The following is a 24846-nucleotide window of genomic DNA, read 5'->3' as shown; positions in this document are numbered from 1 at the left end:
AGGTCACCATCAAACGTCTGGCTGTCGAAACTGACAGGTTGAGTCAGGGGCCCGGTTACTGATCAGAACACCTTCGCCACTGCGCCCGCTGGTGAGGTTCTCAACGTTTGGCGATACCAGGCTACCGAACCTGTATGACCGTGCCTTGAGCGGCCCCAGCAGCTCTCCCCCGGGATGCGTCCTGCCCATGGTGCCTCGAAACTCCGAATCCCGGGTGCCTTCCGCAATGTAGAAGGAAGACTCAAGACCCAGCAGGTCACCGGTAACAAAGGCCGTGTAGCGGGTGTCTGCAACCCGGTTACCGTCACTGCTTCTTATCCCCGTGGCCAGGGTCTGGTCTATGAAGGGGGCATCCACCACGCCATAGGGAGAGGCATGCAGGTTGTACATCGGGGCCTCATACCGACCGGTGTGGCCGGCAACAGCGGCTCCACTCTGTCTTCGGGCCCGAGCCTGCAGCGGCAGCTCCTCAAGAGCAGTGACACTGAGTACCTGACTGAATCGCCGGATATCCAGTTCTACGGGAAACCACTGCTCGATTAATGTTTCCGCAACGTAGATATCGTCCGGCTCTGCGACCACAAGGCTGGAATCGAGGGCCAGGGTTTTCCCGGACAGGGTTACCCGGGCATCGCCTATGCTCAGGCTGAACGTGCGGTCCCTGTCGATGATGTAGCCGCTGGCAACCCCCTCAGCAGGGCGAGCCTGTACCGCCAGGGTCAGTATTCGCGACAGTTCGCCTAAAGGAACAAGAACATGGTCCCCGGTATCATACGCGGGTATGGCTTCCGCCAGCACCTCGGTCCCCAACCGGACCTCCAGCAACATCAGGCTGAAGAGCGATTGCGGCTGAGCGGCCCACAGGGGAGGGACAACAGACATAAGAGCCAATAGCGATAGGCAACGACTGGTGGCACATATCAGCCCCTTTCCGGGAAACATGGAAGTCCACGTATTCACGAACTTTAAGGCACCTTCAGCAAGCGCTCTGCCAATACCCGTGCGCCATCTTCTGCTTGCTCCTTATAGACCAGCCGGAGAGTCCCATGCCTGATCTCGTTGACGTCCAACTGGTCCAGCAATATCGATGCCGCTCGCTTGGCATTGGGAGTATAGACAGCCACCCCATTGGCTCTGCCTGCCACAACAGGAGGGCCCTGCTCGGGGATGAAGGTTGCCAGGATGTCCCCATAGACTGAGCGGCTACCATCACGCTCGATGGTAAACCCAAGAATCGCCCTGTCGCCCTGAATCCCGAGCTCAAGGTCTTCCAGCTGAACCTTTGCCTCGGTAGCTCCATGGCGGACAATAACCGGGATGGTGGCACCCACAAGAGTCCGGACTTTTACACCCACACCGTCTGTGTCACTTCCGGTGTTGCTATGTTGCATGCCATCCACATCGGGTTGGCGACTGAACATCAGGTGAGACCGGTATTCTCCTACAGCAAGGCCGGCAGGCTTGCGGACCATGATCCGGACGGTCTGACCAGCCCCAGGCGGCAGGGTTACCTGGCGGGGAGAATACCTCAGCATATCAATCGCGAACTGCTCGTCAGGGCGCGCAACGTCAACTTCCGAAAACGCGCCGAACTCGTCCATACGCCGGTTCACCAACGTGATCCGGTAAGTCGCCTTCTGATTGCTGTTATTGATCAGCTCGACTTTGGTCGCTCGCTGATTTCCTTCAACAACCAGCCTCGTCGGATAGATCATCAGTTCGGCAAATGCCAGCATCGGCAACAGTAGGGCCACACAACCGACAACGGCACCGATGCGGTTGTTGGAGCGGCAGGCCCGCCACGGAAACAATCTCTTCATTAAAAGCCCCTTGATACCATGATTACCCCAACAGCGAATTTCAGGTAACCGCGTTCAGTTGTAGTTGACGATGACCGTGAAACTACCTTCGTAATCTCCCGGCGACTGCCCACTTCCCACCTCCAGGGTGGCCCCGACAGAGAGATCCAGGGTTCCTCCACTATTGAGCTGTCCACCTGCTCCAGCTGGTTCGCTGGTGAAGCCTGTCAACGACAGATCTGCGCCGGGACCAACGAGTTTCACGGAACCGTCGGAGGGAAGATCGACGTAAAAGGTCGCATCCGGATCCCCCTGGAGGGAGAAATCCGCAGCATGCCCCGGCACGGAGGGTATCAGTATGACGGAGCCGCCAGCCGTTCTGTGGCCTGCCGGGGAAATCGTCACACTCCCCCCTCCGCCTGCCACCAGGCTACCAAAGGAGAGCGACCGGACTGCCCCGATGGCAAGCGCTTCCTGTGCAGGCAGATGTGAGCTGAAAAAGAGGAGCAGAATAAACAGAATGATGGCCGGGTTCTGTGCCATGGAACTGCTCCTCGTTCGACTGATGCCTTACTAAAGAGGACTTAGCCGACCACCGTATCCGGCGTGAGAATTGAATGGGGAGATCAGTTATATTCAACCGTTACGGTGATATCGCCCGTATAGGTGCCGGCCACCTGACCAGCTCCAACTGTCAACTCGCCACCAAGATAAACAGACTGGGCACCTGCGGTTAATGTGCCAGAGCTGACCTGTCCCGAAATTGTGTTTGAAGCATCCAAATCACTGAAAACAGCGAGCGCCATGGTATTGGGTGTCGCAGCGCCGTCGGAAAGAGAGGCTGGAGCAGTCAGACTGATTGAGTATGTGGAATCCGCATTACCAGTAACGTCAAACTTGGCGGCTGTCGGCGTGTTTCCTGCCGTAGACAGAATGGTGCCACCTGCCGTGCGTGCGCCACTGGTTGAGACAGTAACGGTTCCGCCGGCTCCAGGCGCAAAATCGCCGAACACCAGGTCTGCCGCTTTGGTGATGGCAATTGGCTCAATCACCGTAGCTGAACTTTGGGTCGTTGCATCGGCACCGAAACTGACAGCGGGAATGGCCGCCATGAATACAACACCGGCACGAAGGAGGGAGAGGCTGAACTTATTGTTTACTTTGCACATAGTAACTTCCTCAGACAGATTGTGGCGCCTGCAGTCAGTGCCACTCGACTCCAGTGTATGAGGATTAACCAGCCACGCAACGAACAACGCTCAAACGTAGGTACGGATCCCTATAGGTCAGAATGACTGGGTTTCACCACCGGAGGGCCTAACTACCAGGCCGGCTGTCGGATAGAAGCGTCCACTCCATGATCAGCTCGGTGATACTTGTCACGCCCATTTTCTGCATGACGCGACTGCGATGGATATCCACCGTTTTCTTGCTGTTCCCCAGACGCTCACCGATCTGTTGGCTGGTCAGGCCCGCCAACATGAGATCCATTACCTCACTCTCACGGGCAGTCAAAGCTTCACACCGCTGGCGAAAGTCCTGCGCTAGCGCATACTGTGCGAAAAATTTCTGCCCCTTGCCCAGCACCTCTTTTACCTTCAGCAACAGCTGGTCGTTATCAATGGGCTTCTCCAGGACATCCATGGCACCAGACTGTGTCACCCGGACCGCGGTCTTTATAGTCGCGTGCCCGGTCAACACCAGTACAACAAGGTTCAGGTTACGCTTTCTGATCAGCTCCAGAAGCGCCTCACCGCGCATTTTCGGCATTGCAAGATCGAGAATCAGACAACCAGGGCTACCATCATAAGCCTCGAGAAAAACCAGCGGGTCCGAGTGAATCTGCACGGTATAGCCGGCGCGCCTTAGCAGGCGGCGTAAGGAGTGGCGAATCCCGAGATCATCATCCACCACATGGACAGTGATTCCACTGTAAGTTTGGGTGATCTGGAGGTAGGTATCAGTCATTCCTTGCCAACACAAAAAATGTTTATCAGATGCAGTATAAAGCCCAGGGTGACACAGAACAAAAAAGGCCCGGCATTAATTATGCCGGGCCTTTTCGATTTTACGGGTGATGGGCCTTATTAAATGACCATCACGCCATCAGGTTATAGATAAACACAATGGCCACCGCAACCGGAGTCACGTAGCGAACCAGGTTATACCAGAGGGTAAAGCTTGCTCCTTCCAGGGCCAGGTTGCTCTGCAGCGACTCTTTCGCCACAAACCAGCCCACGAACAGGGCGGTCAGCAGGCCGGACAGCGGCAGCATCACGTTCGCGGTGAAGAAGTCGAGCAGATCGAAAATGGTATTGCCTTCGAAGCGCTCGAACATGCCCAGCGGCGCAAAGCCGGACCACTCGTTCAGGGAGAGGATCGAAGCAATTCCCAGCAACCAGCAGGCAAGTCCCACCACAACTGTGCTACCCACGCGGCCAAGGATCAGCTTGTCTTCCAGCCATTCCACCACCGGTTCCAGCAGGGAAATAGCCGACGTCCAGGCCGCGAACAGCAGCAGCACAAAGAACAGGGCGCCAAACACGCTACCCATGGGCATCTGGCCAAAGGCCAGCGGCAGGGTCTGGAAGATCAGGCCAGGGCCGGCGCCGGCTTCAAGGCCATTGGCAAATACCACAGGAAAGATCGCCAGACCGGCCATCAGTGCAACCACGGTATCCATAATGGAAACGGTGACCGCGGTGCGGCCGATGGATATGTCGTCAGCAAGATAGGAGCCATACGCCATCATGATTGCCATGCCCAGGCTCAATGTGAAAAATGCGTGGCCAAGGGCAACCAGCACCCCCTGAATTGTCAGGGCGCTGAAGTCCGGCGTAAAGAGGAAGGCGACAGCCTCGCCGAAATGGCCAGTAGTGGTGGCGTAGCCAACCGCAACCAGCAGCAGCACAAACAGCGCCGGCATCAGAATGGTCACTGCCCGTTCCAGGCCCGACTTGAGACCACGGGCGACAACGAAAATGACCAGCGCCATGAAGATGCTGTGCCATATCAGGAGCGTGACCGGACTGGCCAACAGGCCGCCAAACAGCTCGCCAATGGCATCAGCGCTCTGGCCGGTAAAATCGCCCATGGCCGCATGACCGACATAGGAAGCGGCCCAGCCCCCGATCACCGAGTAGAACGACAGGATAATAAACGCGGCCAGCACCCCTACAATGGCGGAAATCCGCCATGCCGGTGATGCCAGGTTGCGCTCGGCCACCAGGCGGAAACTGGTAATGGGGTTATGCCGGCCATTCCGGCCGATGAACACTTCCGCCATCATGATGGGAATACCAACAATGGCGATACACAACAGGTAAACCAGCACGAAGGCGCCACCGCCATTCTCGCCAGTTACATAGGGGAATTTCCAGATATTGCCCAGGCCGACGGCCGAACCGGTCGCAGCCAGGATAAAGGCCATCCGGGAGGACCACAGGCCACGATGGATCGGGTTCGATTTTGACGTAGTCATTGTTTCATCCTGTGCTTTTCGCTGATGAATCGATTTTAAAAAGTATGCCGAAGACGTGCTTCAGCTATTGGGCGGGATTTTGCCAGCAGTGGGCACAGGATGCCAGCCAGTCGCGGCGCCGGCATCAGGGAATCGCCGGCACCTGACCAATAACTAACCATTTTTGCTGACGAAGCGGGACACCAGATCCTTCAGGCCTCTGGACATGCCACTCAGGTGGTCGCTGCTTTGCTTGGCCGATTCCGCTTTCTGGTTACTGTGGTCAGCCAGGTCGGCAATATTGACAATCTGGTGATTGATCTCCTCGGACACCTGGCTCTGTTCCTCGAAGGTCGCTGACATACTGATAAAGCTGTCGGAAATATTCTGAATCGACGACACGATTTCCTGCAGCGATGCCTCCGCTCCCCGGACTTTATCCAGGCCCTTGCCGGCATCCTGCTCGCCTTCACGGGTAGCCTGAACAGCCTCTTGTACCTGGTTGCGGAAGTCATCAATCACATGCTGAATACGCACTGTGGAATCCCGCGTGCGACGGGCGAGCGATCTTACTTCATCCGCTACCACGGCAAAGCCACGCCCCTGCTCACCGGCACGAGCCGCCTCAATAGCAGCGTTCAGTGCCAGCAGGTTGGTCTGTTCTGCAATGTCTGATATCAGGCTCGCCGCCTCACCGATGCTTTCGGTGGAAGCCCCGAGCTTTTCAATCGCCGACCCAATACCGTTCACCCGGGTGACCAGTTTTTCAATGGCCGTCAGAGCCTCGCCACTGCGCTCACTGCCGGTGGCTGCCATGCGGTTGGCCTCTTCCGCCACCCTGGCGTTGGCGTTGACGGTTTCTGTCACTTGCTGGACAGACGCGGTCATCTCGTTCACCGCCGAAGCAGTCTGGTCGGTTTCGGCCCGCTGTCTGGCAATGGCCCCGGCGCCCTCGCTGATGTAGCCGTGGCTGGTTCTGGTCTGCTCATAGAGCAGCTCCGCCTGGTCATCAATTCGGGCCAGGGCGGTACGGATCCGCGCCTTCTCACTTATGATCAGCATGGCCAGTTGCGAAAACAGACCGCTTTCGTCGCTGTAGGTCCTGGCCACAACGGCATCGCTGAAGGCATCAGGGCGCAGGTCGAGAATGCCCTGTAACCGGCTGGTTACCGAATTCACGGTCAACCCGGCCGCCAGCAGATGCCCCACTACAATGATCAACACCGTCGGCCAGGTATTACCCAGGCTGGTTAAAGCACCCAGACTCAGGATGAGCGACAGAACAAAAGGCCAATTTGACCTCAGTACGGCAAGCAGCCAGCTTCGCGGATCAATCGCGCTGCCTCCCCTGGAAATTTTCAGGTACAGTTTTTCGGCCCTGGCCACCTGTTCACGGGTGGGCGCAACCCGCACGGATTCGTAACCGACCATTTTCCCGTTCTCGAGGATCGGGGTGACGTAGGCGCTGACCCAGTAATAATCCCCGGTTTTGGTGCGGTTCTTCACCACACCCATCCAGGACTTGCCAGCCTTGAGGTATTCCCACATGCCCCGGAATACCACCGGCGGCATATCAGGATGGCGAATCACGTTGTGGGGCTGGCCCACCAGCTCTTCCCTGGCAAAGCCACTGATAGCCACAAACTCGTCGTTGCAGTAGGTGATGACGCCACTGGTATCGGTGGTGGTGATTAGTCGGCCACCCTCGGGCATTCTGACTTCACGATGGGTTACCGGGAGATTATTGCGCATAAGTGAACCTTGCTGACTCAGGTCTGACCATAAGGGTAAAACAGGGGAGCGAGACGGTAACCTTTAACAAATACTATTGATATTTATTAAAGGTTACGCTGCGTGAAGGAGTGTAACGGCAGAGATTCGAAGAACCTTAATAAATGCAGATACTTATCTCGAGGACGCCAATCGGGCCCGCGGGTGGAAGCGGGCGTTCAGCCACAGGGACAGGGCAATCACACCACCGCCCAGTGCCAGCCGCAACAGATCGGCATCGCGGTTCCAGATCAACAGGTTGACAATGAGACCCGCAGGCACGAGGGCGTTGTTCATAATGGCCAGTGTGCCGGCATCCACAGCGCACGCGCCGCGGTTCCACAGGAACAGGCCCAGACCTGAGGCCGCCAGTCCCAGCCAGGCGAGAATGCCCCACTGCAGGGAGGTGGTTGGCAGGCGGCTGGCATCCCCGAATATCAGGAACGATGGCAGCGCGATGATCAGTGCGCCGAAGAAGAAGTAGCCGAAGGTACGATAAGCCGGCACATTGGTCAGGAACCGCATCATGGTGTGCTTGTACCCCACCTGGCCCGCTGCGAAGGTGAAGTTGGCCACCTGCAGCAACAGGAAGCCGGTGATAAAGCCCTGGCTGAGACCATCGTAACGGATAATGCCCGCCCCCAGCGTGGCTACAGCGGCAGCAATCAGGGCTACCGGAGAAAAACGCCGGTAGAGCGCATCGTCAATCAGGGTGACATACAGGGGCGTGAAGATAGTGAACAGCAGGACCTCCGGCACAGTCAGATAACTGAACGAACGATAGAGGCACAGATAGGTGATGCCAAACTGCAGCATGCCGGTCACCAGAACGCCCAGCTTCAAACCGCCCGGTACCCCCCGCCAGCGGGTCAGCGGCAGAAACACCAGGGCGGCAAGCACTACGCGGGTCAACACGGCGAAGTCGCTGTCCACCTGACCGGCCAGAAATTCCCCGATCAGACTGAACGAAAATGCCCACAGAACAGTTACAAAAACCAGAAGACCCATGTCCACTGCACCTGAAATTGATACCGGGATTGATAACGCGTTTGATAGGAGCGGCACTTTACCCCGTACCTTGCGGCCGTGTACACCGTCCGTGCCAACACCCTGTGCCACCTGTGGCCGGTAATAAGGTACCATCCCGCTTTTCTGATTCATTCCGTTTCAATCTGCAGCCGGACAACCAATTCCATGGATGAAGTCCATCAGCCATTACCCGAAGTCCGCCAGCCGCTGATCCGGCGCACGCTGACCGAATGGCGCACCCTGGCGATTCTCGGCGGCCCCATTCTGATCGCCCAGGTGGCGCAGATGGCCAATGGCGTGATCGATACCGTGATGGCCGGCCACGCCAGCGCCGAGGACCTGGCCGCAGTGGGCATCGGCAGCAGCCTGTGGATGCCGGTTTTCCTGTTTTTCATGGGGCTATTGGGCGCACTGCAGCCGATCATTTCCGGCTACAACGGCGCCCGCACCACCGAAAAAATCATGCCGGCCACTTGGCAGGGACTGTATATCGCCGCGGGTGGCTCAGCGGTTATGATCCTGCTGCTGACCAACGTACATCCGGTGCTGAACGCACTGAACCTGGACGCCAACACTGCCCGTATCAGCCAGGGCTACCTTGATGCCTTTGCCTGGGGCATACCCGCCATGCTGCTGATGATGGCATTGCGGGGGCTGACGGACGGGCTGGGGCATACACGGGTGATCATGGCGTTTTCGGTGCTGGGCACCCTCATCAATCTGCCTCTCAACTACATTTTCATCTATGGCAAGCTCGGGCTTCCGGCCATGGGCGGCATCGGCTGTGGGTGGGCTACTTCAATCTCCAACGGCGTAGCCGCCATTGCGCTGCTGACCTACCTCAACCGCAGTGCTGTCTACCGACGATTTCACCTGCTTGCTGACTGGGCAAAGCCGAACGCCGAGGGCATTCGCTATATTCTGCGCCTGGGCGTTCCCATTGGTTTTACCATCTTCGTGGAAGCCAGCATGTTCTCGGTGATCGCGCTGTTTCTCGCCCCCCTGGGCCCGGTAATCGTTGCCGGACACCAGATTGCCCTGAACGTGGTGTCGCTGCTGTTCATGCTGCCGCTGAGCATCGGTATGGCACTGACCCTTCGGGTGAGCTTCCTGGTCGGGGCCAGAGCGCCGGACACCGCCAGGCTCATCGCCCGCAGCTCGCTGATTCTGGCTGCGTCTGTGGCACTGGTCTTTGCCATTCTGCTGTTTGTCTTTGCTGACGGAATTGCAGCGTTATATACCGGTGATGGCGATGTGCGGGCCGTGACGGTGACGTTGCTGGTGTATGCCGCCTTTTTCCAGATCGCCGATGTTATCCAGGTAACCTGCATCAGCGCCCTGCGGGGTTACAAGGACACCGGCATCCCCATGTTCATCATGCTGTTTTCGTTCTGGGGCGTGGGTTTGCCACTGGGATGGGTGCTGACCTTTACTGACTGGCTGCTGCCGGCGATGGGCGCCGCCGGCTTCTGGGTGGGGCTGACAGGCGGGCTTGCTTCCGCCAGCATCCTGCTGGGATTGCGGCTGTTCCTGTTTGCCCCGGAACCGGAAAGCTGAGGCGCTCAGGCCGGTTCTGCCGCTGTTTCCCCGGAATCCACCTCCTCTGCGTAAACAATCTGGTCGCGGCCGCTGGACTTGGCTTTATAAAGCGCCTCATCGGCCCTTACCAGCCAGTCTTCAGGCGCCTCTCCATTTTTTAACAGGGCGACACCAAACGAGGCCGTCACCTTGCCGCCCGGGTGCTTCAGGAACTTATGCATGATCTGCTGCAGGTTATGCATCACTGCCCTTAGCCCGGCCTGATCCACGCCGCTCATCAACAGTACGAATTCCTCACCGCCGAACCGGAACAGCTGATCGGATTTGCGGATATTCTGCCCAATCAGTGCCACCAGATCCTTCAGCACTTCGTCCCCGACACTGTGGCCGTGAGCATCGTTAACCTTTTTGAAATGATCAATATCCAGCAGCACCAGGCCATAGGAGATGCCTGTCCTGGCCGCACTGGCAGTCGCTACTGACAACTCTTCATCCATGGAGCGGCGGTTCTTGACTCCGGTCAGTGGGTCAATGGTCGCCAGGTGCGCCAGACGCTCCCGCTGGTCCTCATTACGATGGGCAAAAGCGAGGGCACAACAACTCACGACAACCGCGGTGGCTGCAAAAGACCACATCTGGACTGTTGAACTGAAGGCAACGCCATGCACCATCAGTGCAACGACGGCAGCCATATTGATGAATATCGCATAGCGCGGCTCAGTAAGAAAAAAACTGGTTACCAGGCAGGGATAGAGCCAGAACAGGCCCGCCTCCCCCACGACAGCGCCCGCGGTCACTGCACCGGCGCAAGCTACCACTGCCATGAAAAAACCGCTGCGGGCGGTATCTCCGCTCGCCCAGGCGTACACCATGCATGCGGTGATGAAGAGCATGATGATCAGATCAACCACGCCGGCCAGTATATTGCCCTGCAAAAAACGCATCACCGCAAACGGCGTGATACCGAGAAGCCCGCTGGTTGCCAACAGGGTAATAATCGACAGCCGGAAATCAGTTTTCAGACGATAGAACATAATGCTCACCGGAATACGGGCCGCCCCGACTACACTTTCCGACCTCAGTGTTCCCCGGGCCTGTTCCGGCTGAAGCCTCATTAGCAAACTATCATAGCCCAATATCCGGCTGTCCGAGATCTGACCAGCCACATTTAACAAAACTTCAATGTTCAGCGATCTTCTGATCAGCATAACCGGATAAATAAACCAATAATCCGGATACCAAATGTTACGTTGATGACTGCTCAAAACCCCTATACTGCCCCCCACATGGACAACAATAAACTCACATTTCGATTAAACGTATTGCGTGTCACTGCAAGCTGGCTTTTCCGGAATCCCGGAGCAATCCGCCGAACGGGCTATCATTATGTCAGACATCAATCCCGGATCATCACAGCAGGATCAGCTGAACGCCAGGCTGGAGCAGGCAAACCGGCAGTTGCTTCAGTCCGAGAAGCTCGCGGCTATCGGGCAACTGGCGGCGGGCGTTGCCCATGAAATCAATAACCCGGTGGGCTATGTCTATTCCAACCTGCAAAGCCTGGGCACCTATCTGGAAGATCTGTTCAGGCTCACCGATGCGGTGGATGCCGGGGCATCGCTGGATGACCTGAGCGCGATTAAAAAGAATATAGATTACAGCTTTTTGAAGGGTGACCTTAAGGATCTGCTGGCGGAATCCCGGGAGGGTATCGAGCGCGTCAAAACCATCATTTCAGCAATGAAGGATTTCTCCCATATCGAGGACGAGGAATTCAAACCGGCGGATCTGCACCGCGGGATTGAAACCACCCTGAACGTGGTCAACAACGAGCTGAAATACAAAGCCACCGTGACCAGGGAGTTTGGCGACCTGCCGGAAGTGGAATGCATCAGTTCCCAGATCAACCAGGTGGTCATGAATCTGCTGGTAAACGCTGCTCACGCCATTGAGGATTTTGGTGAAATCATCGTTCGTACCCGCTGCGACGGTGATTGGGCCGTCGTTGAAGTCGAGGATAACGGCAAGGGGATAGCCCGGGAGAACCTGCACCGGATTTTCGAGCCCTTTTTCACCACAAAACCCGTGGGCAAGGGTACCGGGCTGGGCCTGTCCCTGTCGTTTAACATCGTCCAGAAACACAGCGGCAGTATCACTGCCGAACATGCCTCTACCGGAAAGGGCACCTGCTTTCGCATCTCACTGCCACTGAAGCAGCCCGAGGCCGCAGCGGACAAAGCAGGGAGCTGACCATGTCAGATTCTTTTCCCTCCCGGGCCAACCTGCTGCTGGTGGATGACGAGGAAAACATCCTCCGCAGTCTGCAACGGACACTGCGCAGGGAGCCTTACGACATCGTCACGGCCACATCCGGCGAGGACGCGCTGGCACTGCTCAATGAGCAGAAATTCGACCTGGTGATTTCGGATGCCCGCATGCCGGGCATGGATGGCCCTACCCTGCTGTCCGGGATCAAGAAAAAGTGGCCGTGGTGTATTCGCATACTGCTCACCGGCTACACCGACATCAATTCCACCATCAAGGCCATCAATGACGGCCAGATTTACCGTTACATCAGCAAGCCCTGGGACGACGAGGAGCTGAAACTGGTGATCCGCCAGGCCCTTGCGTTCCAGTATTCGGAACGTCGCCGGCTGGCCCTGGAAAAACTGACCCGCAAGCAGAACAGGGAATTGCAGGCACTCAATGCCAGCCTGGAAGACAAGGTACAGGCCCGCACCGAGGAGCTGAAGGAAACCGCTGACATGCTCGATGTGGCTTACAAAGAGCTGAAACACAGCTATGTCACCGCCACCGAGGTCTTCTCCACGCTGATCAACAAACGCCTGCCGGCCAACCGCCAGCCCAATACCAGGGTGATCGCGCTGGTGAAGGCCTACGCTGAATACCACCAGCTTGACGAAGACCTCTCCCGGGACCTCTACATGGCTGCCGCTCTCTACAATCTCGGCAAGCTGGGCTGGCCCGACGAGCTGTTCAGGGCTCCGTCTGACCTGCTGACCAAAGAGCAGCGCCTGGAGTACCTGAAATATCCGGTCAACAGTGAACAGCTGTTAATGGCACTGGAGCCCCTGAAAGAAACCGCCCGGATCATCCGGCATCATCAGGAAAAATGGAATGGCTACGGGGTGCCCGAAAGACTGGAAGGCACCGGGATTCCGCTGGGGTCCAGAATCCTGAGGCTGGCGGTGGATTTCATCGAGTTGCAATACGGTCTGATTCTGGAGCGCAGGGTTCCCAGGGACAACGCCCTGAAGCTGATCAAGCGATATCGGGACCGGCTTTACGATCCCGAGATTGCAGATCGTTTCCTGGAAGTATGCATTGAGGTGGCTCCGGACGTGGAACATGAAGATCCGGATATCGTGGCCCTCGACACCCTGCGGCTGGAGGCCGGCATGGTACTGGCCCGCAACCTTTATGCCGCCTCCGGCATGCTGTTGCTGAACGAAGGCAAGGAACTGACATCCATACTCATTGACAAACTGGTGGCGTTCGAGAAAGGCGAACCGGACGGCACCCGCTACACAGTATATGTGCACCGCCCGGACGAGGAAGAAACGGAGAAAGTTTCATGATCAAGATTCAGCTGGTGGATGACGAACCGAACATCCTCAATGCCCTCAAGCGCCTGCTGCGCCCACACGGCTGGGAAATCCACGCCTACGACAACGTTGAGGCGGCGCTGGGAGGGCTACTGGAGCACAACTACGCTGCCATCATTTCTGACTATCAGATGCCCACGGCCGATGGCGTGACCTATCTGCAGTTTGCCAAGCAGCGCCAACCGGATGCCATGCGCCTGGTGCTCAGTGCCTACGGCGACCGCAACTCCATGATCAAGGCCATTAACCAGGCGGAAGTCTATCGCTACCTGTCCAAGCCCTGGGACGACTATGAAGTTGTCGCTGCCATCAAATCCGCCATCGATATCTATGAGCTGAAGTCCGAAAACCGGCGACTGCTGGACGAAGTGGATGCCCAGCGCCGGATGATCAGGGCCCGGGAGCAGGAACTGCTGCGCCTGGAGAAGGACAACCCGGGCATTACCCGTGTCCAGCGCGATGCTGACGGCTCCGTGCTGATCGGCCAACAGTGAAGAGGCTCTGATGGCGGATCATAGCCCTGAAGAAAACAGGCTGGCTCTCAAGGTGGTTTTTTACGGCCCCGCACTGAGCGGTAAAACCACCAACCTGATGCAACTGCATTCCCTGCTGAACCCCCAGCGCAAGGGCGAGCTGATGGTGCTGGAAACCCGCGACGACCGCACCCTGTTCTTCGACATGTTGCCGATCGGACTGAAAGGCGACTCCGGGCTGGATCTACGCTTGAAGCTGTACACCGTACCAGGCCAGGTCCAGCACGACAGTACACGCAAGGCGGTTCTGTCCCGGGCGGATGCCGTGGTTTTTGTAGCAGACTCCCAGGCCGGCCAGCAGGACAACAACGCCACGGCGTTCGGAAACCTGGAAGAAAACCTGGACAAGGTCGGGCTGGATATCGACAGCCTGCCGATGGCGGTCCAGTTCAACAAACGCGATCTTCCCGGAGTGGTCGGCGACGCTGAACTCCAGCAGCGATGGGCCGGGACCCCCTGGGCACCGCTGCAAATGGCATCCGCCCTCCATGGCAAGGGCGTTATCGACACCTTCCGGGTGCTTCTCGACCGGCTTTATACCGAGGTAGACAGGGAATTTGCGCTGCACACGGATCACGGTATTGATCGCGACACCTTTATCCGGCAACTGAGCGCCGCCAGTGAGGAAAACCGTGCGTAACTTTGAAGATGATCCCACTCTCGAAGATCTGCTCACCAGTGATCAGCTGAAGCGCCTGAACCGCATGCTCAGCGCGCTGTGCCGCGAACCGGTCGAGATCAGCGGAAACCGGGATAGCGGCGCGGTGGCGCTGGAATTCAACCTGGAAACAGTGGGTTGGCTGTCTGGTGGCAGTTCCGGGCAGGAACGTCTCGCTGCCGCCGATCTGGTGTCCTTTCTGATGATGTTTATTGCCAAGTACCGGCTGGCCGCGAACCTGCACCACGACACCACCGAGGCCAGCTACGCCGAGCTTCAGAAACAGAACGAGGCGCTGAAGGCCTCGGAAGCCCGTTACCGTGCACTCTCCAGCCAGCTGCAGGACAAGGTGGACGAACAGGTCGCAGTGATCAAACAGGCGCAGATGGACCTTTATGAAAGTGCCCGACTGCGCTCCGTCGGGCAGCTGGCGGCCGGCGTGGCCCATGAGATCAACAACCCGATCGGTTTCATGTCCAGCAACCTCAAGGTAGCCGGTGAATATGTCAGCGATCTGCGGCAGATGGTACCGGACACAGATCAGAACCGGGAACTGCTGGACGACTTCGCCGACCTGATCGGAGAATCGTCCGACGGTGCCAGCCGCATCGCCAGCATCGTGTCGGACCTGAAAACCTTCTCCAGCATTGATCAGGCTGACTATACCCTGTGTGACGTCAACGAGTTGCTGTCCAGTGCCGTGCATCTGCTCCAGACCGAATATGGCCAGGATCTGGACATCCTGGAAAAGCCAGGCGAGCTGCCGAAGATTTCCGGCCATCCGTCACGGCTATCACAAACCTTTTACAACCTGCTCGACAATGCTGCACAGGCACTCAGGGCCGGGGAACAGGGGACTCAGGGCGGGCGAATCCTCGCAAAAACCAGTGTCGACAGTGACGGTGTCCGGGTGGTAATTCAGGACAACGGCTGCGGTATTGCCGAAGACATTCGCGAACAGGTCTTTGACGCTTTTTTCACCAGCCGGCCAGTGGGAGCCGGCACCGGCCTGGGCCTGACCGTCGCCCGGGATACTGTGCGCGCTCACCGGGGCACCATTCAGATCGACAGCAGGGAAGGCAAGGGCACCCGTGTTACCCTTTCCCTGCCAGTCCGCTAAGGATTGATCATGGCCAAACGCTACGCGTCATTGTTTTTCAACCAGGACCCGGACGATAAATCCCCGCCGGTGGCTGAACAAAAGAAAGCACCCTACCGTCTGCTGCTGGTCGATGACGAGCCCAACATCCTGGCTTCCCTGCGCCGGGTTTTCCAGCGCGAGAATTACGAGCTGCTGTTTGCCAGCAACGGCAATGAAGCCCTGCGTATCATGGAGAAGCAGCCGGTGGAGCTGATCATGACCGACTTCATGATGCCCCACATGAACGGCAGCGAACTACTGCGGGAAGTACGTGAGCGTTGGCCAAACACCATCCGCATCATGCTCACCGGCCATGCCAATACCGACGCTGTCATGGGCTCCATCAAAGAGGGGGCGGTTTACCGATTCATTCTCAAGCCCTGGAACGATGACGACATCCGCCTGACCATCGCCCTGGCCCTGGAGCAGTACGAGCTCATCCAGCGTACCCGGGCACTGGAACAACAGACCAAAAAACAGCACAAAGACCTGGAGACCATCAGCAAGCTGACAGCCACCAACCGCAGCCAGCTTGCCATACTGCTGCACAAGAAGGGCTGGCTGAATCCGCAGCAGATCCAGCAGCTGCACCGGGAGATGCAGAGCGAGAAAACCCCGGTGATTCGTCAGTTACTCAAGCATGAGTGGGTCGATTTCCGCAAGGTCTTTGAAATGTTGCGGGATGACATGCTGTTCGAGGAAATTGATCTGCGTGAATTCCAGCCGGACCCGGCACTGATGTCGCTGGTTCCCAAGAAAATCTGCACCCGTCAGCTGGTATTGCCGCTGCGGGTACAGGGCCAGCGACTGCGGCTGGCGATGGTAGACCCGATGGATGTGAATCTGATCGACGAACTGGGGTTCATGACCGGGTACACCATCCATCCGTTACTGTGCGAAACCACCCGGATGCAGGCCAAGCTGACGGAAGTTTTCGGCGAAACCAGCGAGCTGGACGATATTGCCACCAAGGTCGGCACTGATGACCCCTATGAGGGCATCGAAATCGTTCTGGATGAAGACAGTGACAAGGAGTCCCTGGAGCAGCTGCTGGGAAGCTCCGAGGAGCCACCGGCGATTCGCCTGGTCAATGCCATCATCCTTGAAGCCCTGCGCCTCGGGGCCAGCGACATTCACGTCCATCCCCGCACCAAATCGCTGGTGGTACGTTACCGGATTGACGGGGTGCTGCAGGACAAGATCCACATCCCCACCAACCTGTTGATGTCTGTGGTATCCCGCATCAAGGTGATGGCGGAGCTGGACATTACCGAACGCCGCAAACCCCAGGACGGGCGCATTACCGTCAAGACGCCGATGAAGATCGTCGACCTGCGGATTTCCACCCTGCCCACCATCAACGGCGAGAAGGTGGTCATGCGGGTACTGGAGCGCCAGTCCTCGGCACAGTCCCTGGAAGACATGGGCCTGTCAGAACACAATCTCAAGCGCCTGATGCACGTGGTCGCCAAGCCCCAGGGCATTATTCTGGCCACCGGCCCCACCGGCAGCGGCAAGACCACGACGCTCTACGCCCTGCTGCAACACAATGCCTCGCCGGAGCGTAATTACGTCACCATTGAAGATCCGGTGGAATTTCACGTCGACATGGCCGGCCAGGTACCGGTAAAGGACCGGATCGGTCTGAGCTTTGCCAGTGTACTGCGCGCGATTCTGCGACAGGACCCGGACGTGATCCTGCTGGGAGAAATCCGCGACGAGGAAACCGCCGATGTGGCCTTCCATGCCGCCATGACCGGCCATCTGGTGTACTCCACCCTGCACACCAGTTCCGCCTCCGCCACTGTGGCACGCCTGCTGGATCTTGACCTGAAGCCGTTCGTGCTGGCTTCGACCCTGGAGGCCATCATTGCCCAGCGCCTGGTGCGGCGAATCTGCCCCCATTGCTGCGAGCAGACGGACGCCCCTACGGAAACTCTGGAACAGCTGGGGCCTGAATTCATGGCGCCGGAACTTGTCTTTTACCGCGGCAAGGGCTGCGACAAGTGCCATAAGGGCTACAAGGGCCGGGTAGCGATCCATGAAGTGCTCACCATGAACCAGCAATTACGAATTGCCATCACCGAAGGCGCCAGCGCCATGCAGATCGAGTCCATTGCCCGGGAACAGGGTATGCGGGTACTGCTGGACGATGCGCTGGAGAAACTCCGGGATGGACTGACTACCCCTGAGGAAATTCTGAGATTGCTGGGGCCCCAGGTGCTTAACGAATGAGCGAGATGCGCAACCCGGTCATCGGACGGTTCTGCCTTGTGCTGTCCCTGGCCATTGCTCTCATGGCCATCGGGCTGGTGATCCTGTTCGATCATTTCTCCCTGAACGACAGTGCCAATGGGCGGGTTTCGCTATCGCCAGGCGGCGGGCTGGTCTCCGTGTTGCTCGGTACCTCTCTCCTGGCGCTGGTGTTTCGCAGAACAACGACGGCCGTGGCACTGGCCTGCCTGACCAGTATCATCGCCCTTTGCCAGGCTGTCTTGCCTCGCATCCCGGCTACAGAATCGCTGGAAATCCTCGCCATCAGCACGCCTCTGCTGCTGGTGGTTCTGCTGACGGAACTCGCCCTGCTGGCGGTAATCTACCTTCCCAGGGGGAGGCATGTGGGGCTGGCATGCGGCCTGCTTGTCATGGCACTGGGCCTGCTTTCATTGTTTTCCTACTGGTATCCGCCACTCCAGGCCTTCAGCCTTGGCACCATTCCGCAATCAACCATTATTGTCAGCCCACTGGCTATCCTGGCGGGCATGGTTTTGCCATTCCTCCACACCATTCACCGCCGCGATCTACCGAATTTTTCGGCGAGGCTGGTACTGGTCGGTGCCTTTGGCATAGCACTGACAACAGTCACCTGGCACGCCATGCGTGTCCAGAACAGCGATAGCCTGCAAGACCGGGCGGAGGTTCTGGCTGAGCAGTTGAGGGCTTCCAGTACAGCGACCTTCAATGACGATCTGGCGCTGATCCGACGGCTGGCCGAACGCCAGCAATTGCTGACAGGTATGCCGGCACAGGGAGACTGGGAACAGGACGTACAGGGTTACCTGAACGACTTCCGTGAAATCCGGCTTATTGGCATCCTGGATCCGGGCCAACAACTTCTGAGGGCCGATTCCCGGGGAGAGCAATACCGGCGCTGGCTCGACAGTTTTCTGCAGATACCGGACAACCAGAAATGGCTGGATCAAGTGATCAGCTCCAGTGGTACGCATCTCAGTCCGCCCCAACCGGATGAGAGCGGCCGCATGTATGCCATGATCGCCGCTCCAGCCAGGGCCGTGACCGGAAAGCCCTGGGTCATCTTCGCCGTTATTGATCTGGAAGATGCCTATAGCAGCCTGCTTCAGCACTACGATGGTGACCTGAGCGTGAGGGTCTATTACCGGAACATTCCGGTTTTCCACCTTTCCCCGGATACATCCGGAGGCCCGGCAATTCCACTGGCAACCCGCCATACACATTCTGACCACGACAGCCAGTGGCGAATTGACGTTTACGCACGGGAAGGCGTGCTTCCCGCGACCGTTCTCTATCTCCCGCCAATGGTCCTGTTTACCGGCCTGATACTCAGTTTTCTGATGATGCTCAGCCAGCTTTTCTGGCGCGAATCCGAGCGCCGCTTCCGCAGCCTGCGCAAGCTCAACCAAACCGTGAATGCCCACCTGTCCCGCGAGATGTCATTCAGGCAGGCCAACGAACGCATCATGGAGTTTTCCCGGGACATCCTGTGTTCAATCGATGCAAAAGGCCGGTTCACGTCCATCAATCCCGCTGCGGAGGATATTCTGGGTTATCGGCCGGAGGAACTTATTGGCGGAGCCTATGACGTTCTGATCCCGGATATAGACCGCGAAGCCACGGCAGAAGAGATGCGAAAACTCATGGCCGGCGAACGCCGGGTCAGTGATGGCTTTCGCAACCACATGCTTCACCGGGACGGCCATATCGTAACTCTGTCCTGGACGGCTGAATGGTCCAATGAAGACCAGGCTCTGTTCTGTGTAGGCCGGGATATGACCGACCAGCTGATGGCGGAAACACTGATGCGGGAGCGGGAACAGTTTTTCTCGTTATCACCGGACATGTTCTGCATTGTCGATCTGAACAGCTACTTTTTTGAACTCAACAACGCCTTTGTAGATGTACTCGGCTATGAACGCGAGGAATTATTGGGCACTTCCTACATGCAACTGATCCATGAGGATGATCAGCCCAAAGTCGAGGAGGCGGTGGCTGCAGTGATAACCGGACAGACTGTCAGAGGCCTTCTGGTCCGGTTAATCAACAAGAACACCACTCAGCACTGGCTTGAGTTCAGCGCCATCCTCAGCTCGGACGATCTCATTTATGTGGTAGGCCGTGACACCACGGAAATGCGGCACACCCAGGAAAAGCTTCGTGAAAGTGAAACCCTGCTGAAAATTGCCGAAAAGGCCGCCCGCATCGGTGGCTGGGTGCTGGATGTGGCTAGCGGGCAAACCCGCTGGTCCCATGCCATGTTCGATATTTTCGAGATGCCGGTTGGTGAGGTGCCAGCCCTTGATGAGGCACTCACGCTCTACACACCGGATAGCCGCAAAGCCATAACTGATGCCGTTAAATTGTGTATACAGAGCGGCATTTCCTTCGATGAGGAAGTGCAGATTCGTACCTGGCTCGGCCGTTTACGGTGGGTCCGGGTGATCGGTCAGGCCGTCAGGGACGAGGATGGCGGGATCATCCAGATCCAGGGCGGCCTGCAGGACATCACGGCCTCACATCAGGCCATGGACCAGATCCGGCGATTTGCCGAGCGGCAGTCCATCATCTTCGAGAGCATCACCGATGCCTTTTTTACCCTCGATCGTGAATGGTGTTTCACCTACGTCAACCAGCGTTCGGAGGAATTGCTCAATGAAAGCCGTGATGCGCTTTTAGGCAGGACCCTCTGGGAAATGTTCCCGGCAGCACAGGATAGTGAATTTGAGCGCCAATACCGGCACGCCATGGAGACCGGTGAGTCTGTTTCCTTTGAAGCCTGTTACGCGCCCCTGGATACCTGGCTGGAGGTCAGTGCCTACCCCTCGGATGAAGGCCTGGCCGTCTACTATCGCAGTATAAACGAGCGAAAACAGGCGCAACTGAAACTGGAACAGACGATGGCCGAGCTGGAACGCAGCAACCGGGAGCTACAGGATTTCGCCTTTGTCGCCTCCCATGACCTCCAGGAACCCCTGCGCAAGATCCAGGCATTTTCAGACCGCCTGCTAACCCGGCCAGACCGATTTGATGACCGGGAACAGGACTATCTGCAACGGATGCAATCAGCTGCCAGGCGCATGCAGTCCCTGATCCAGGATCTGCTCACCTACTCAAGAGTGACTACCCGGGCACAACCATTGACCCTTTGCGACACTGACCGCATTCTGTCTGAGGTACTGCAGGACATGGAGACGGTTATCTCCCGGGAAAACGCGGTAATCGATGCCAGCTCTCTGCCCTCCATCACCGGTGACGCCACCCAGCTTCGCCAGGTGTTCCAGAACCTGCTGAGCAACGCCATAAAATTTCACAAGCCGGGCCAAAACCCCGGTGTGTCGATTTACCCTGATTACGGCACGGCAGACCATTGGACCCTGGTTGTCAGTGACAATGGTGTGGGGTTTGACGAGCGCTACACTGAAAAGCTTTTCCAACCTTTTCAGCAGCTGCACAAACAGGCCTTCCCCGGCTCCGGCATCGGTCTCGCTATCGTGAAAAAGATACTGGACCGCCACAACGCCAAGGTCTCTGTCGAGAGCGAAGTCGATCACGGAACGACTTTCCGTATTCACTTTCCAATCAGTAAACGGATGAAAGGAAGCGCCAATGACTGATTCGAAACTATCACCGATCATCCTGATTGCCGAGGATGACCCCGACGACCGACTGATGATGAAGGAGGCTTTCGCGGAGCGCTGTCATGACTGCCGGATCTGCTTCGCTCACGATGGCGTACAGCTGATGCGCATCCTCAACGGAGAGGAGGCACTTCCGGACGAGCTTGACGCACCCTCCGGATGCCCGGACCTGATACTGCTGGACCTCAATATGCCACTGAAAGACGGCCGGGAGGCGCTGCGGGAGATCAAGTCCGACCCCGGATTGCAAACAATCCCGACAGTTGTCATGACGACCTCGGGCAATGAGGATGACATTCGTCACTGTTATGCCGCCGGGGCTAATTCCTACATTGTCAAGCCATCAAGCTATTCAGGATTGCTGGATGTAGTCTCGTCGCTGACGAACTACTGGAAATGCACAGTGACCCTGCCAACAAGACCGGAACACCATGACCGAGAATGATCCCTTGCTGCGCATCCTGCTGATTGAAGACGACGAAGACGATTACCTGATCACCCTCGACCTGCTCCAGGACAGCAGCCCGGTCAGCACCCGGCTGGATTGGGTAGACTCATACCGTGAAGGCATCGCCGCTCTGGAGACAGGGGATTACGCGGTGGCACTGGTGGATCTTCGCCTGGGCCCCGATTCCGGGATCGAGTTGATTCAGCAGGCCCGGGAGCGCAACATCACTACCCCTTTCATTCTGCTGACCGGACAGGGTGATGATGAGCTGGATGTCCGCGCTGTAGAACTGGGGGCGGCGGATTATCTGGTCAAGGGGACCGTTGACGGGCACACGCTGATCCGCAGCATCCGCTACGCCATCGACAGGGCGATGGCCACAGAAAGCCTGGCGACCAGTGAGAGCCACTACCGGCTGCTGTTCGAGAACAACCCCGCGCCGATGTGCCTGATGGAACCGGATTCCCAGGCGCTGGTTTCCATGAATGAAGCTGCCCGGGTTCTCTATGGATACAGCAATGAGGAGATCACCGGTCTGACCCTGAACAGGCTTCGAGCCGCTGATCACACACTGCCCAGGCTTTCATCCGAGGGCATTCTGCTGAGGGAAGGAGGGATACTCAAAAGACACCAGCGCCGTGACGGTCGGGAAATGGTTGTGGAAGTGGTCAGCACCAGCATGACCATCAACCATCGCCCGCTGAAGGTTTTGATGATTACCGATGTGACCTCCCAGCTGGATAACAGCCGGCAGCTGCGGCTTTTCAAGCGCAGTATCGAATCGAGCTCCAACGGCATCATCATCACCGATGCCCGGCAGGATGATTTGCCCATTATCTACGTCAACAGGGCATTCGAAAAAATCACCGGCTACAGTGCTGATGAGGCTTTCGGCAAGAACTGCCGTTTCCTGCAGGGTAGCGATTTTGACCTGAGCAACGAGCAGGGACTCGGAGAAATAAGACGCGGACTGAAAAAGGGCGCTGACGTCTCTGCAGTTCTGAGAAACTACCGCAAGGATGGCGCGCCTTTCTGGAACGACCTGTACATCTCCCCGATGTTCGATGACGATGGCGAGATCACCCATTTCATTGGCGTTCAGAACGACATCTCGGAACGCAAATCCGCGGAGCACGAGCTGGCATTCAATATCAGCCATGATGTGCTTACCGGGCTGCCAAACCGGTCCCTGCTGGAAGACCGCCTGAGCCAGGCCTGCCAGTTATCCCGGCGCTACGGTCGGACTATCGCGCTGTTATTTGTTGACCTGGACGGTTTCAAACTTATCAATGACTCCCTCGGCCATCGCCTGGGGGACCAGTTGCTGATCGAAGTGGGCAGGCGCCTGAACGCGCTGGTGCGTTCTGGTGACACCGTTGCCCGGATCAGCGGTGACGAGTTCATCATATTACTGCCTGATCTGGCCCAGGCAGAGGACGCGGTGATTGTGGTGGAGAGTGCTATTCACGAAATTGCCAGCCCCTACCATCTGGATGGCGAAACCGTTCATCTTACCGCCAGTGCCGGTATCTCAACCACCGACGGCAGCATTGAAAAACCCATGGCGTTGCTGCAACAGGCAGACCTGGCCATGTACCGCGCCAAGCAGCAGGGCCGTAATACCTATCAATGGTTCTCCCAGGAGTTCAACGAGGAGGCCAGCTTCCGCGTTGCCCTGCGTAACGAACTGCAGGATGCCATCGACCAGGAGCAGCTTTCGGTCTATTACCAGCCGCTGGTGGATGCCCGCAGCGGACAGACCCGCAACGTCGAGGCTCTTGTCCGCTGGCAGCATCCCGTCCGGGGGCTGATTTCCCCGGGCGACTTTGTGCCGCTGGCGGAGGAAACCGGGCAGATTATCGCGCTGGGCGAGTGGGTCCTGAGAAAAGCCTGCCGCGATATGGTGCACCTCCATTCCCGCGGCTTCCGGCATTGCTCGATCTCAGTCAACGTCTCACCGATCCAGCTCCGCAAGGAAGGTTTTATCCAAACGGTCACCAACGCCCTGAGGGCCTCCGGCCTTCCTCCGGAAAGTCTCGAGCTCGAGGTGGTGGAATCTGCCATCCTTCTGGATACAGACCTTGTCATCAATACCCTCCATACCATTCGCGAACTCGGGGTACACATTGCCATCGATGATTTCGGAACCGGCTTTTCCAGCCTCAGTTACATCAAGCTGCTGCCCGCCAACAAGATCAAGATTGACCGGTCATTCATCAGGGATGTCATCGAAAACCGCAGCGATGCCGCCATCACCCAGGGTGTCATCTCCATGGCTCATCACCTGGGCCTGGAAGTGGTGGCCGAGGGCGTCGAAACCGAGGCACATGCAGCCTACCTGCGCAAAAACCATTGTGACCTTCTTCAGGGTTTCGCTTTTGCCAGGCCCATGCCGTTTGATGATCTGCTGATGTTTCTCAATAACCAGGTGTCGGGAAACCGGTTGGCACCCCGTACCGATGCCAACAGTGATCAGGATCGCACGCTGCTATTGCTGGATGACGAGGAAAACATACTGCGGGCGCTGACCCGGGTACTGCGCCGCGACGGTTATCGCATACTGACTACTACCAGCGTAAAAGAGGCGTTCAGCCTTCTGGCAGCACATCAGGTGCAGGTGATTGTCTCCGACCAGCGCATGCCGGAGATGTCCGGTACCGACTTTCTGAGTGAGGTCAAAGCCATTCATCCGGAGACCGTCCGCATTGTACTGTCCGGCTATACCGACCTGAAGTCAGTTACTGACGCCATCAACGAGGGCGCCATCTACAGGTTCCTGACCAAACCCTGGGACGACCAGCAGATCCGGGAACACATCCAGCAGGCGTTTCTCTATTATCGGGCCACCGTCAGCTGATCTGCCCCCCGGCAAGGAATGGCCAGCCCTCTCTGGAGTTGAGCAAGGATTCGAGGTTAGACTTAACCATCATACTATAAGTTAGGAAGCGA

19 protein-coding genes are annotated in these 24846 nt (G+C 57.5%); 10 read left to right on the top strand and 9 right to left on the bottom strand.

All coding sequences use genetic code 11. The annotated features are described in order from the left end of the window. Window positions 1-9: 9 nt before the first annotated feature. From DIT72_RS06310 to DIT72_RS06275, 8 genes are all read right to left on the bottom strand, one after another. Complete coding sequence (locus DIT72_RS06310) at window positions 10-882, bottom strand: hypothetical protein (RefSeq protein ID WP_135954308.1); 873 nt, start codon at window positions 880-882, stop codon at window positions 10-12. Between the two features lie 83 nt (window positions 883-965). Next, on the bottom strand, window positions 966-1820 hold the full coding sequence (locus tag DIT72_RS06305) for a fimbrial biogenesis chaperone (RefSeq protein ID WP_135954307.1): 855 nt from the start codon (window positions 1818-1820) through the stop codon (window positions 966-968). Window positions 1821-1874: 54 nt separating this feature from the next. Beyond that, window positions 1875-2342 (bottom strand): DUF4402 domain-containing protein, encoded by a 468-nt coding sequence (locus tag DIT72_RS06300; protein WP_135954306.1) that lies wholly within the window; start codon window positions 2340-2342, stop codon window positions 1875-1877. 83 nt (window positions 2343-2425) lie between these two features. Then, window positions 2426-2968: a DUF4402 domain-containing protein gene (locus DIT72_RS06295; protein ID WP_135954305.1), complete on the bottom strand. Its 543-nt coding sequence runs from the start codon at window positions 2966-2968 to the stop codon at window positions 2426-2428. A gap of 148 nt (window positions 2969-3116) precedes the next feature. Further along, entirely contained in the window at window positions 3117-3767 is a 651-nt protein-coding gene (locus tag DIT72_RS06290) for a response regulator transcription factor (protein ID WP_135954304.1), read from the bottom strand. Window positions 3768-3897: 130 nt separating this feature from the next. Next, entirely contained in the window at window positions 3898-5280 is a 1383-nt protein-coding gene (locus tag DIT72_RS06285; protein ID WP_135954303.1) for a sodium-dependent transporter, read from the bottom strand. 153 nt (window positions 5281-5433) lie between these two features. Continuing rightward, the gene (locus DIT72_RS06280) at window positions 5434-7011 is read right to left on the bottom strand and encodes a methyl-accepting chemotaxis protein (protein WP_135954302.1); all 1578 of its coding nucleotides are present in this window, start codon (window positions 7009-7011) and stop codon (window positions 5434-5436) included. A 153-nt stretch (window positions 7012-7164) separates the two neighbouring features. Beyond that, window positions 7165-8037: an EamA family transporter gene (locus tag DIT72_RS06275; RefSeq protein WP_135954301.1), complete on the bottom strand. Its 873-nt coding sequence runs from the start codon at window positions 8035-8037 to the stop codon at window positions 7165-7167. Between the two features lie 186 nt (window positions 8038-8223). Between DIT72_RS06275 and DIT72_RS06270 the strand changes: the two genes are divergently transcribed. Beyond that, the gene (locus DIT72_RS06270; protein WP_135954300.1) at window positions 8224-9615 is read left to right on the top strand and encodes an MATE family efflux transporter; all 1392 of its coding nucleotides are present in this window, start codon (window positions 8224-8226) and stop codon (window positions 9613-9615) included. A 5-nt stretch (window positions 9616-9620) separates the two neighbouring features. On the opposite strand, the gene DIT72_RS06265 is transcribed toward DIT72_RS06270, so the two are convergent. Beyond that, the gene (locus DIT72_RS06265) at window positions 9621-10631 is read right to left on the bottom strand and encodes a GGDEF domain-containing protein (RefSeq protein WP_135954754.1); all 1011 of its coding nucleotides are present in this window, start codon (window positions 10629-10631) and stop codon (window positions 9621-9623) included. A gap of 352 nt (window positions 10632-10983) precedes the next feature. On the opposite strand from DIT72_RS06265, the gene DIT72_RS06260 reads away from it, so the two are divergent. Genes DIT72_RS06260 through DIT72_RS06220 form a run of 9 tightly spaced genes read left to right on the top strand, consistent with a single transcriptional unit; the run spans window position 10984 to window position 24754 of the window. Further along, on the top strand, window positions 10984-11847 hold the full coding sequence (locus DIT72_RS06260) for a sensor histidine kinase (RefSeq protein ID WP_135954299.1): 864 nt from the start codon (window positions 10984-10986) through the stop codon (window positions 11845-11847). A gap of 2 nt (window positions 11848-11849) precedes the next feature. Next, a complete protein-coding gene (locus DIT72_RS06255; RefSeq protein WP_135954298.1) occupies window positions 11850-13196 on the top strand; it encodes an HD domain-containing phosphohydrolase in 1347 nt (448 codons plus the stop codon). Next, window positions 13193-13717 carry a response regulator gene (locus DIT72_RS06250; RefSeq protein ID WP_135954297.1) on the top strand — a complete coding sequence of 175 codons (525 nt, stop codon included), beginning with the start codon at window positions 13193-13195 and terminating at the stop codon, window positions 13715-13717. Before DIT72_RS06255 ends, DIT72_RS06250 begins: the two co-directional genes overlap by 4 nt. Window positions 13718-13727: 10 nt before the next feature. Beyond that, on the top strand, window positions 13728-14396 hold the full coding sequence (locus DIT72_RS06245) for a GTP-binding protein (protein ID WP_135954296.1): 669 nt from the start codon (window positions 13728-13730) through the stop codon (window positions 14394-14396). Further along, complete coding sequence (locus DIT72_RS06240; protein WP_135954295.1) at window positions 14389-15534, top strand: sensor histidine kinase; 1146 nt, start codon at window positions 14389-14391, stop codon at window positions 15532-15534. Before DIT72_RS06245 ends, DIT72_RS06240 begins: the two co-directional genes overlap by 8 nt. Before the next feature lie 9 nt (window positions 15535-15543). After that, entirely contained in the window at window positions 15544-17790 is a 2247-nt protein-coding gene (locus tag DIT72_RS06235) for an ATPase, T2SS/T4P/T4SS family (protein ID WP_135954294.1), read from the top strand. Next, window positions 17787-21425: a PAS domain S-box protein gene (locus DIT72_RS06230; RefSeq protein WP_135954293.1), complete on the top strand. Its 3639-nt coding sequence runs from the start codon at window positions 17787-17789 to the stop codon at window positions 21423-21425. Before DIT72_RS06235 ends, DIT72_RS06230 begins: the two co-directional genes overlap by 4 nt. Continuing rightward, the gene (locus tag DIT72_RS06225; RefSeq protein ID WP_135954292.1) at window positions 21418-21894 is read left to right on the top strand and encodes a response regulator; all 477 of its coding nucleotides are present in this window, start codon (window positions 21418-21420) and stop codon (window positions 21892-21894) included. Before DIT72_RS06230 ends, DIT72_RS06225 begins: the two co-directional genes overlap by 8 nt. Continuing rightward, the gene (locus tag DIT72_RS06220; RefSeq protein ID WP_135954291.1) at window positions 21881-24754 is read left to right on the top strand and encodes an EAL domain-containing protein; all 2874 of its coding nucleotides are present in this window, start codon (window positions 21881-21883) and stop codon (window positions 24752-24754) included. Before DIT72_RS06225 ends, DIT72_RS06220 begins: the two co-directional genes overlap by 14 nt. The last annotated feature ends 92 nt before the right edge of the window (window positions 24755-24846 follow it).

Source organism: Marinobacter orientalis (genome assembly GCF_004792665.1).
GTDB lineage: Bacteria > Pseudomonadota > Gammaproteobacteria > Pseudomonadales > Oleiphilaceae > Marinobacter > Marinobacter orientalis.
Note: the sequence above shows the minus strand (reverse complement) of the source record. Positions and strands in the feature narration are given on the sequence as shown.

Coding starts and splice junctions, on each gene's coding strand:
- DIT72_RS06310 (WP_135954308.1), bottom strand. CDS start 882: ATGTCTGTTGTCCCTCCCCTGTGGGCCGCTCAGCCGCAATCGCTCTTC.
- DIT72_RS06305 (WP_135954307.1), bottom strand. CDS start 1,820: ATGAAGAGATTGTTTCCGTGGCGGGCCTGCCGCTCCAACAACCGCATC.
- DIT72_RS06300 (WP_135954306.1), bottom strand. CDS start 2,342: ATGGCACAGAACCCGGCCATCATTCTGTTTATTCTGCTCCTCTTTTTC.
- DIT72_RS06295 (WP_135954305.1), bottom strand. CDS start 2,968: ATGTGCAAAGTAAACAATAAGTTCAGCCTCTCCCTCCTTCGTGCCGGT.
- DIT72_RS06290 (WP_135954304.1), bottom strand. CDS start 3,767: ATGACTGATACCTACCTCCAGATCACCCAAACTTACAGTGGAATCACT.
- DIT72_RS06285 (WP_135954303.1), bottom strand. CDS start 5,280: ATGACTACGTCAAAATCGAACCCGATCCATCGTGGCCTGTGGTCCTCC.
- DIT72_RS06280 (WP_135954302.1), bottom strand. CDS start 7,011: ATGCGCAATAATCTCCCGGTAACCCATCGTGAAGTCAGAATGCCCGAG.
- DIT72_RS06275 (WP_135954301.1), bottom strand. CDS start 8,037: ATGGGTCTTCTGGTTTTTGTAACTGTTCTGTGGGCATTTTCGTTCAGT.
- DIT72_RS06270 (WP_135954300.1), top strand. CDS start 8,224: ATGGATGAAGTCCATCAGCCATTACCCGAAGTCCGCCAGCCGCTGATC.
- DIT72_RS06265 (WP_135954754.1), bottom strand. CDS start 10,631: ATGTTCTATCGTCTGAAAACTGATTTCCGGCTGTCGATTATTACCCTG.
- DIT72_RS06260 (WP_135954299.1), top strand. CDS start 10,984: ATGTCAGACATCAATCCCGGATCATCACAGCAGGATCAGCTGAACGCC.
- DIT72_RS06255 (WP_135954298.1), top strand. CDS start 11,850: ATGTCAGATTCTTTTCCCTCCCGGGCCAACCTGCTGCTGGTGGATGAC.
- DIT72_RS06250 (WP_135954297.1), top strand. CDS start 13,193: ATGATCAAGATTCAGCTGGTGGATGACGAACCGAACATCCTCAATGCC.
- DIT72_RS06245 (WP_135954296.1), top strand. CDS start 13,728: ATGGCGGATCATAGCCCTGAAGAAAACAGGCTGGCTCTCAAGGTGGTT.
- DIT72_RS06235 (WP_135954294.1), top strand. CDS start 15,544: ATGGCCAAACGCTACGCGTCATTGTTTTTCAACCAGGACCCGGACGAT.
- DIT72_RS06230 (WP_135954293.1), top strand. CDS start 17,787: ATGAGCGAGATGCGCAACCCGGTCATCGGACGGTTCTGCCTTGTGCTG.
- DIT72_RS06225 (WP_135954292.1), top strand. CDS start 21,418: ATGACTGATTCGAAACTATCACCGATCATCCTGATTGCCGAGGATGAC.
- DIT72_RS06220 (WP_135954291.1), top strand. CDS start 21,881: ATGACCGAGAATGATCCCTTGCTGCGCATCCTGCTGATTGAAGACGAC.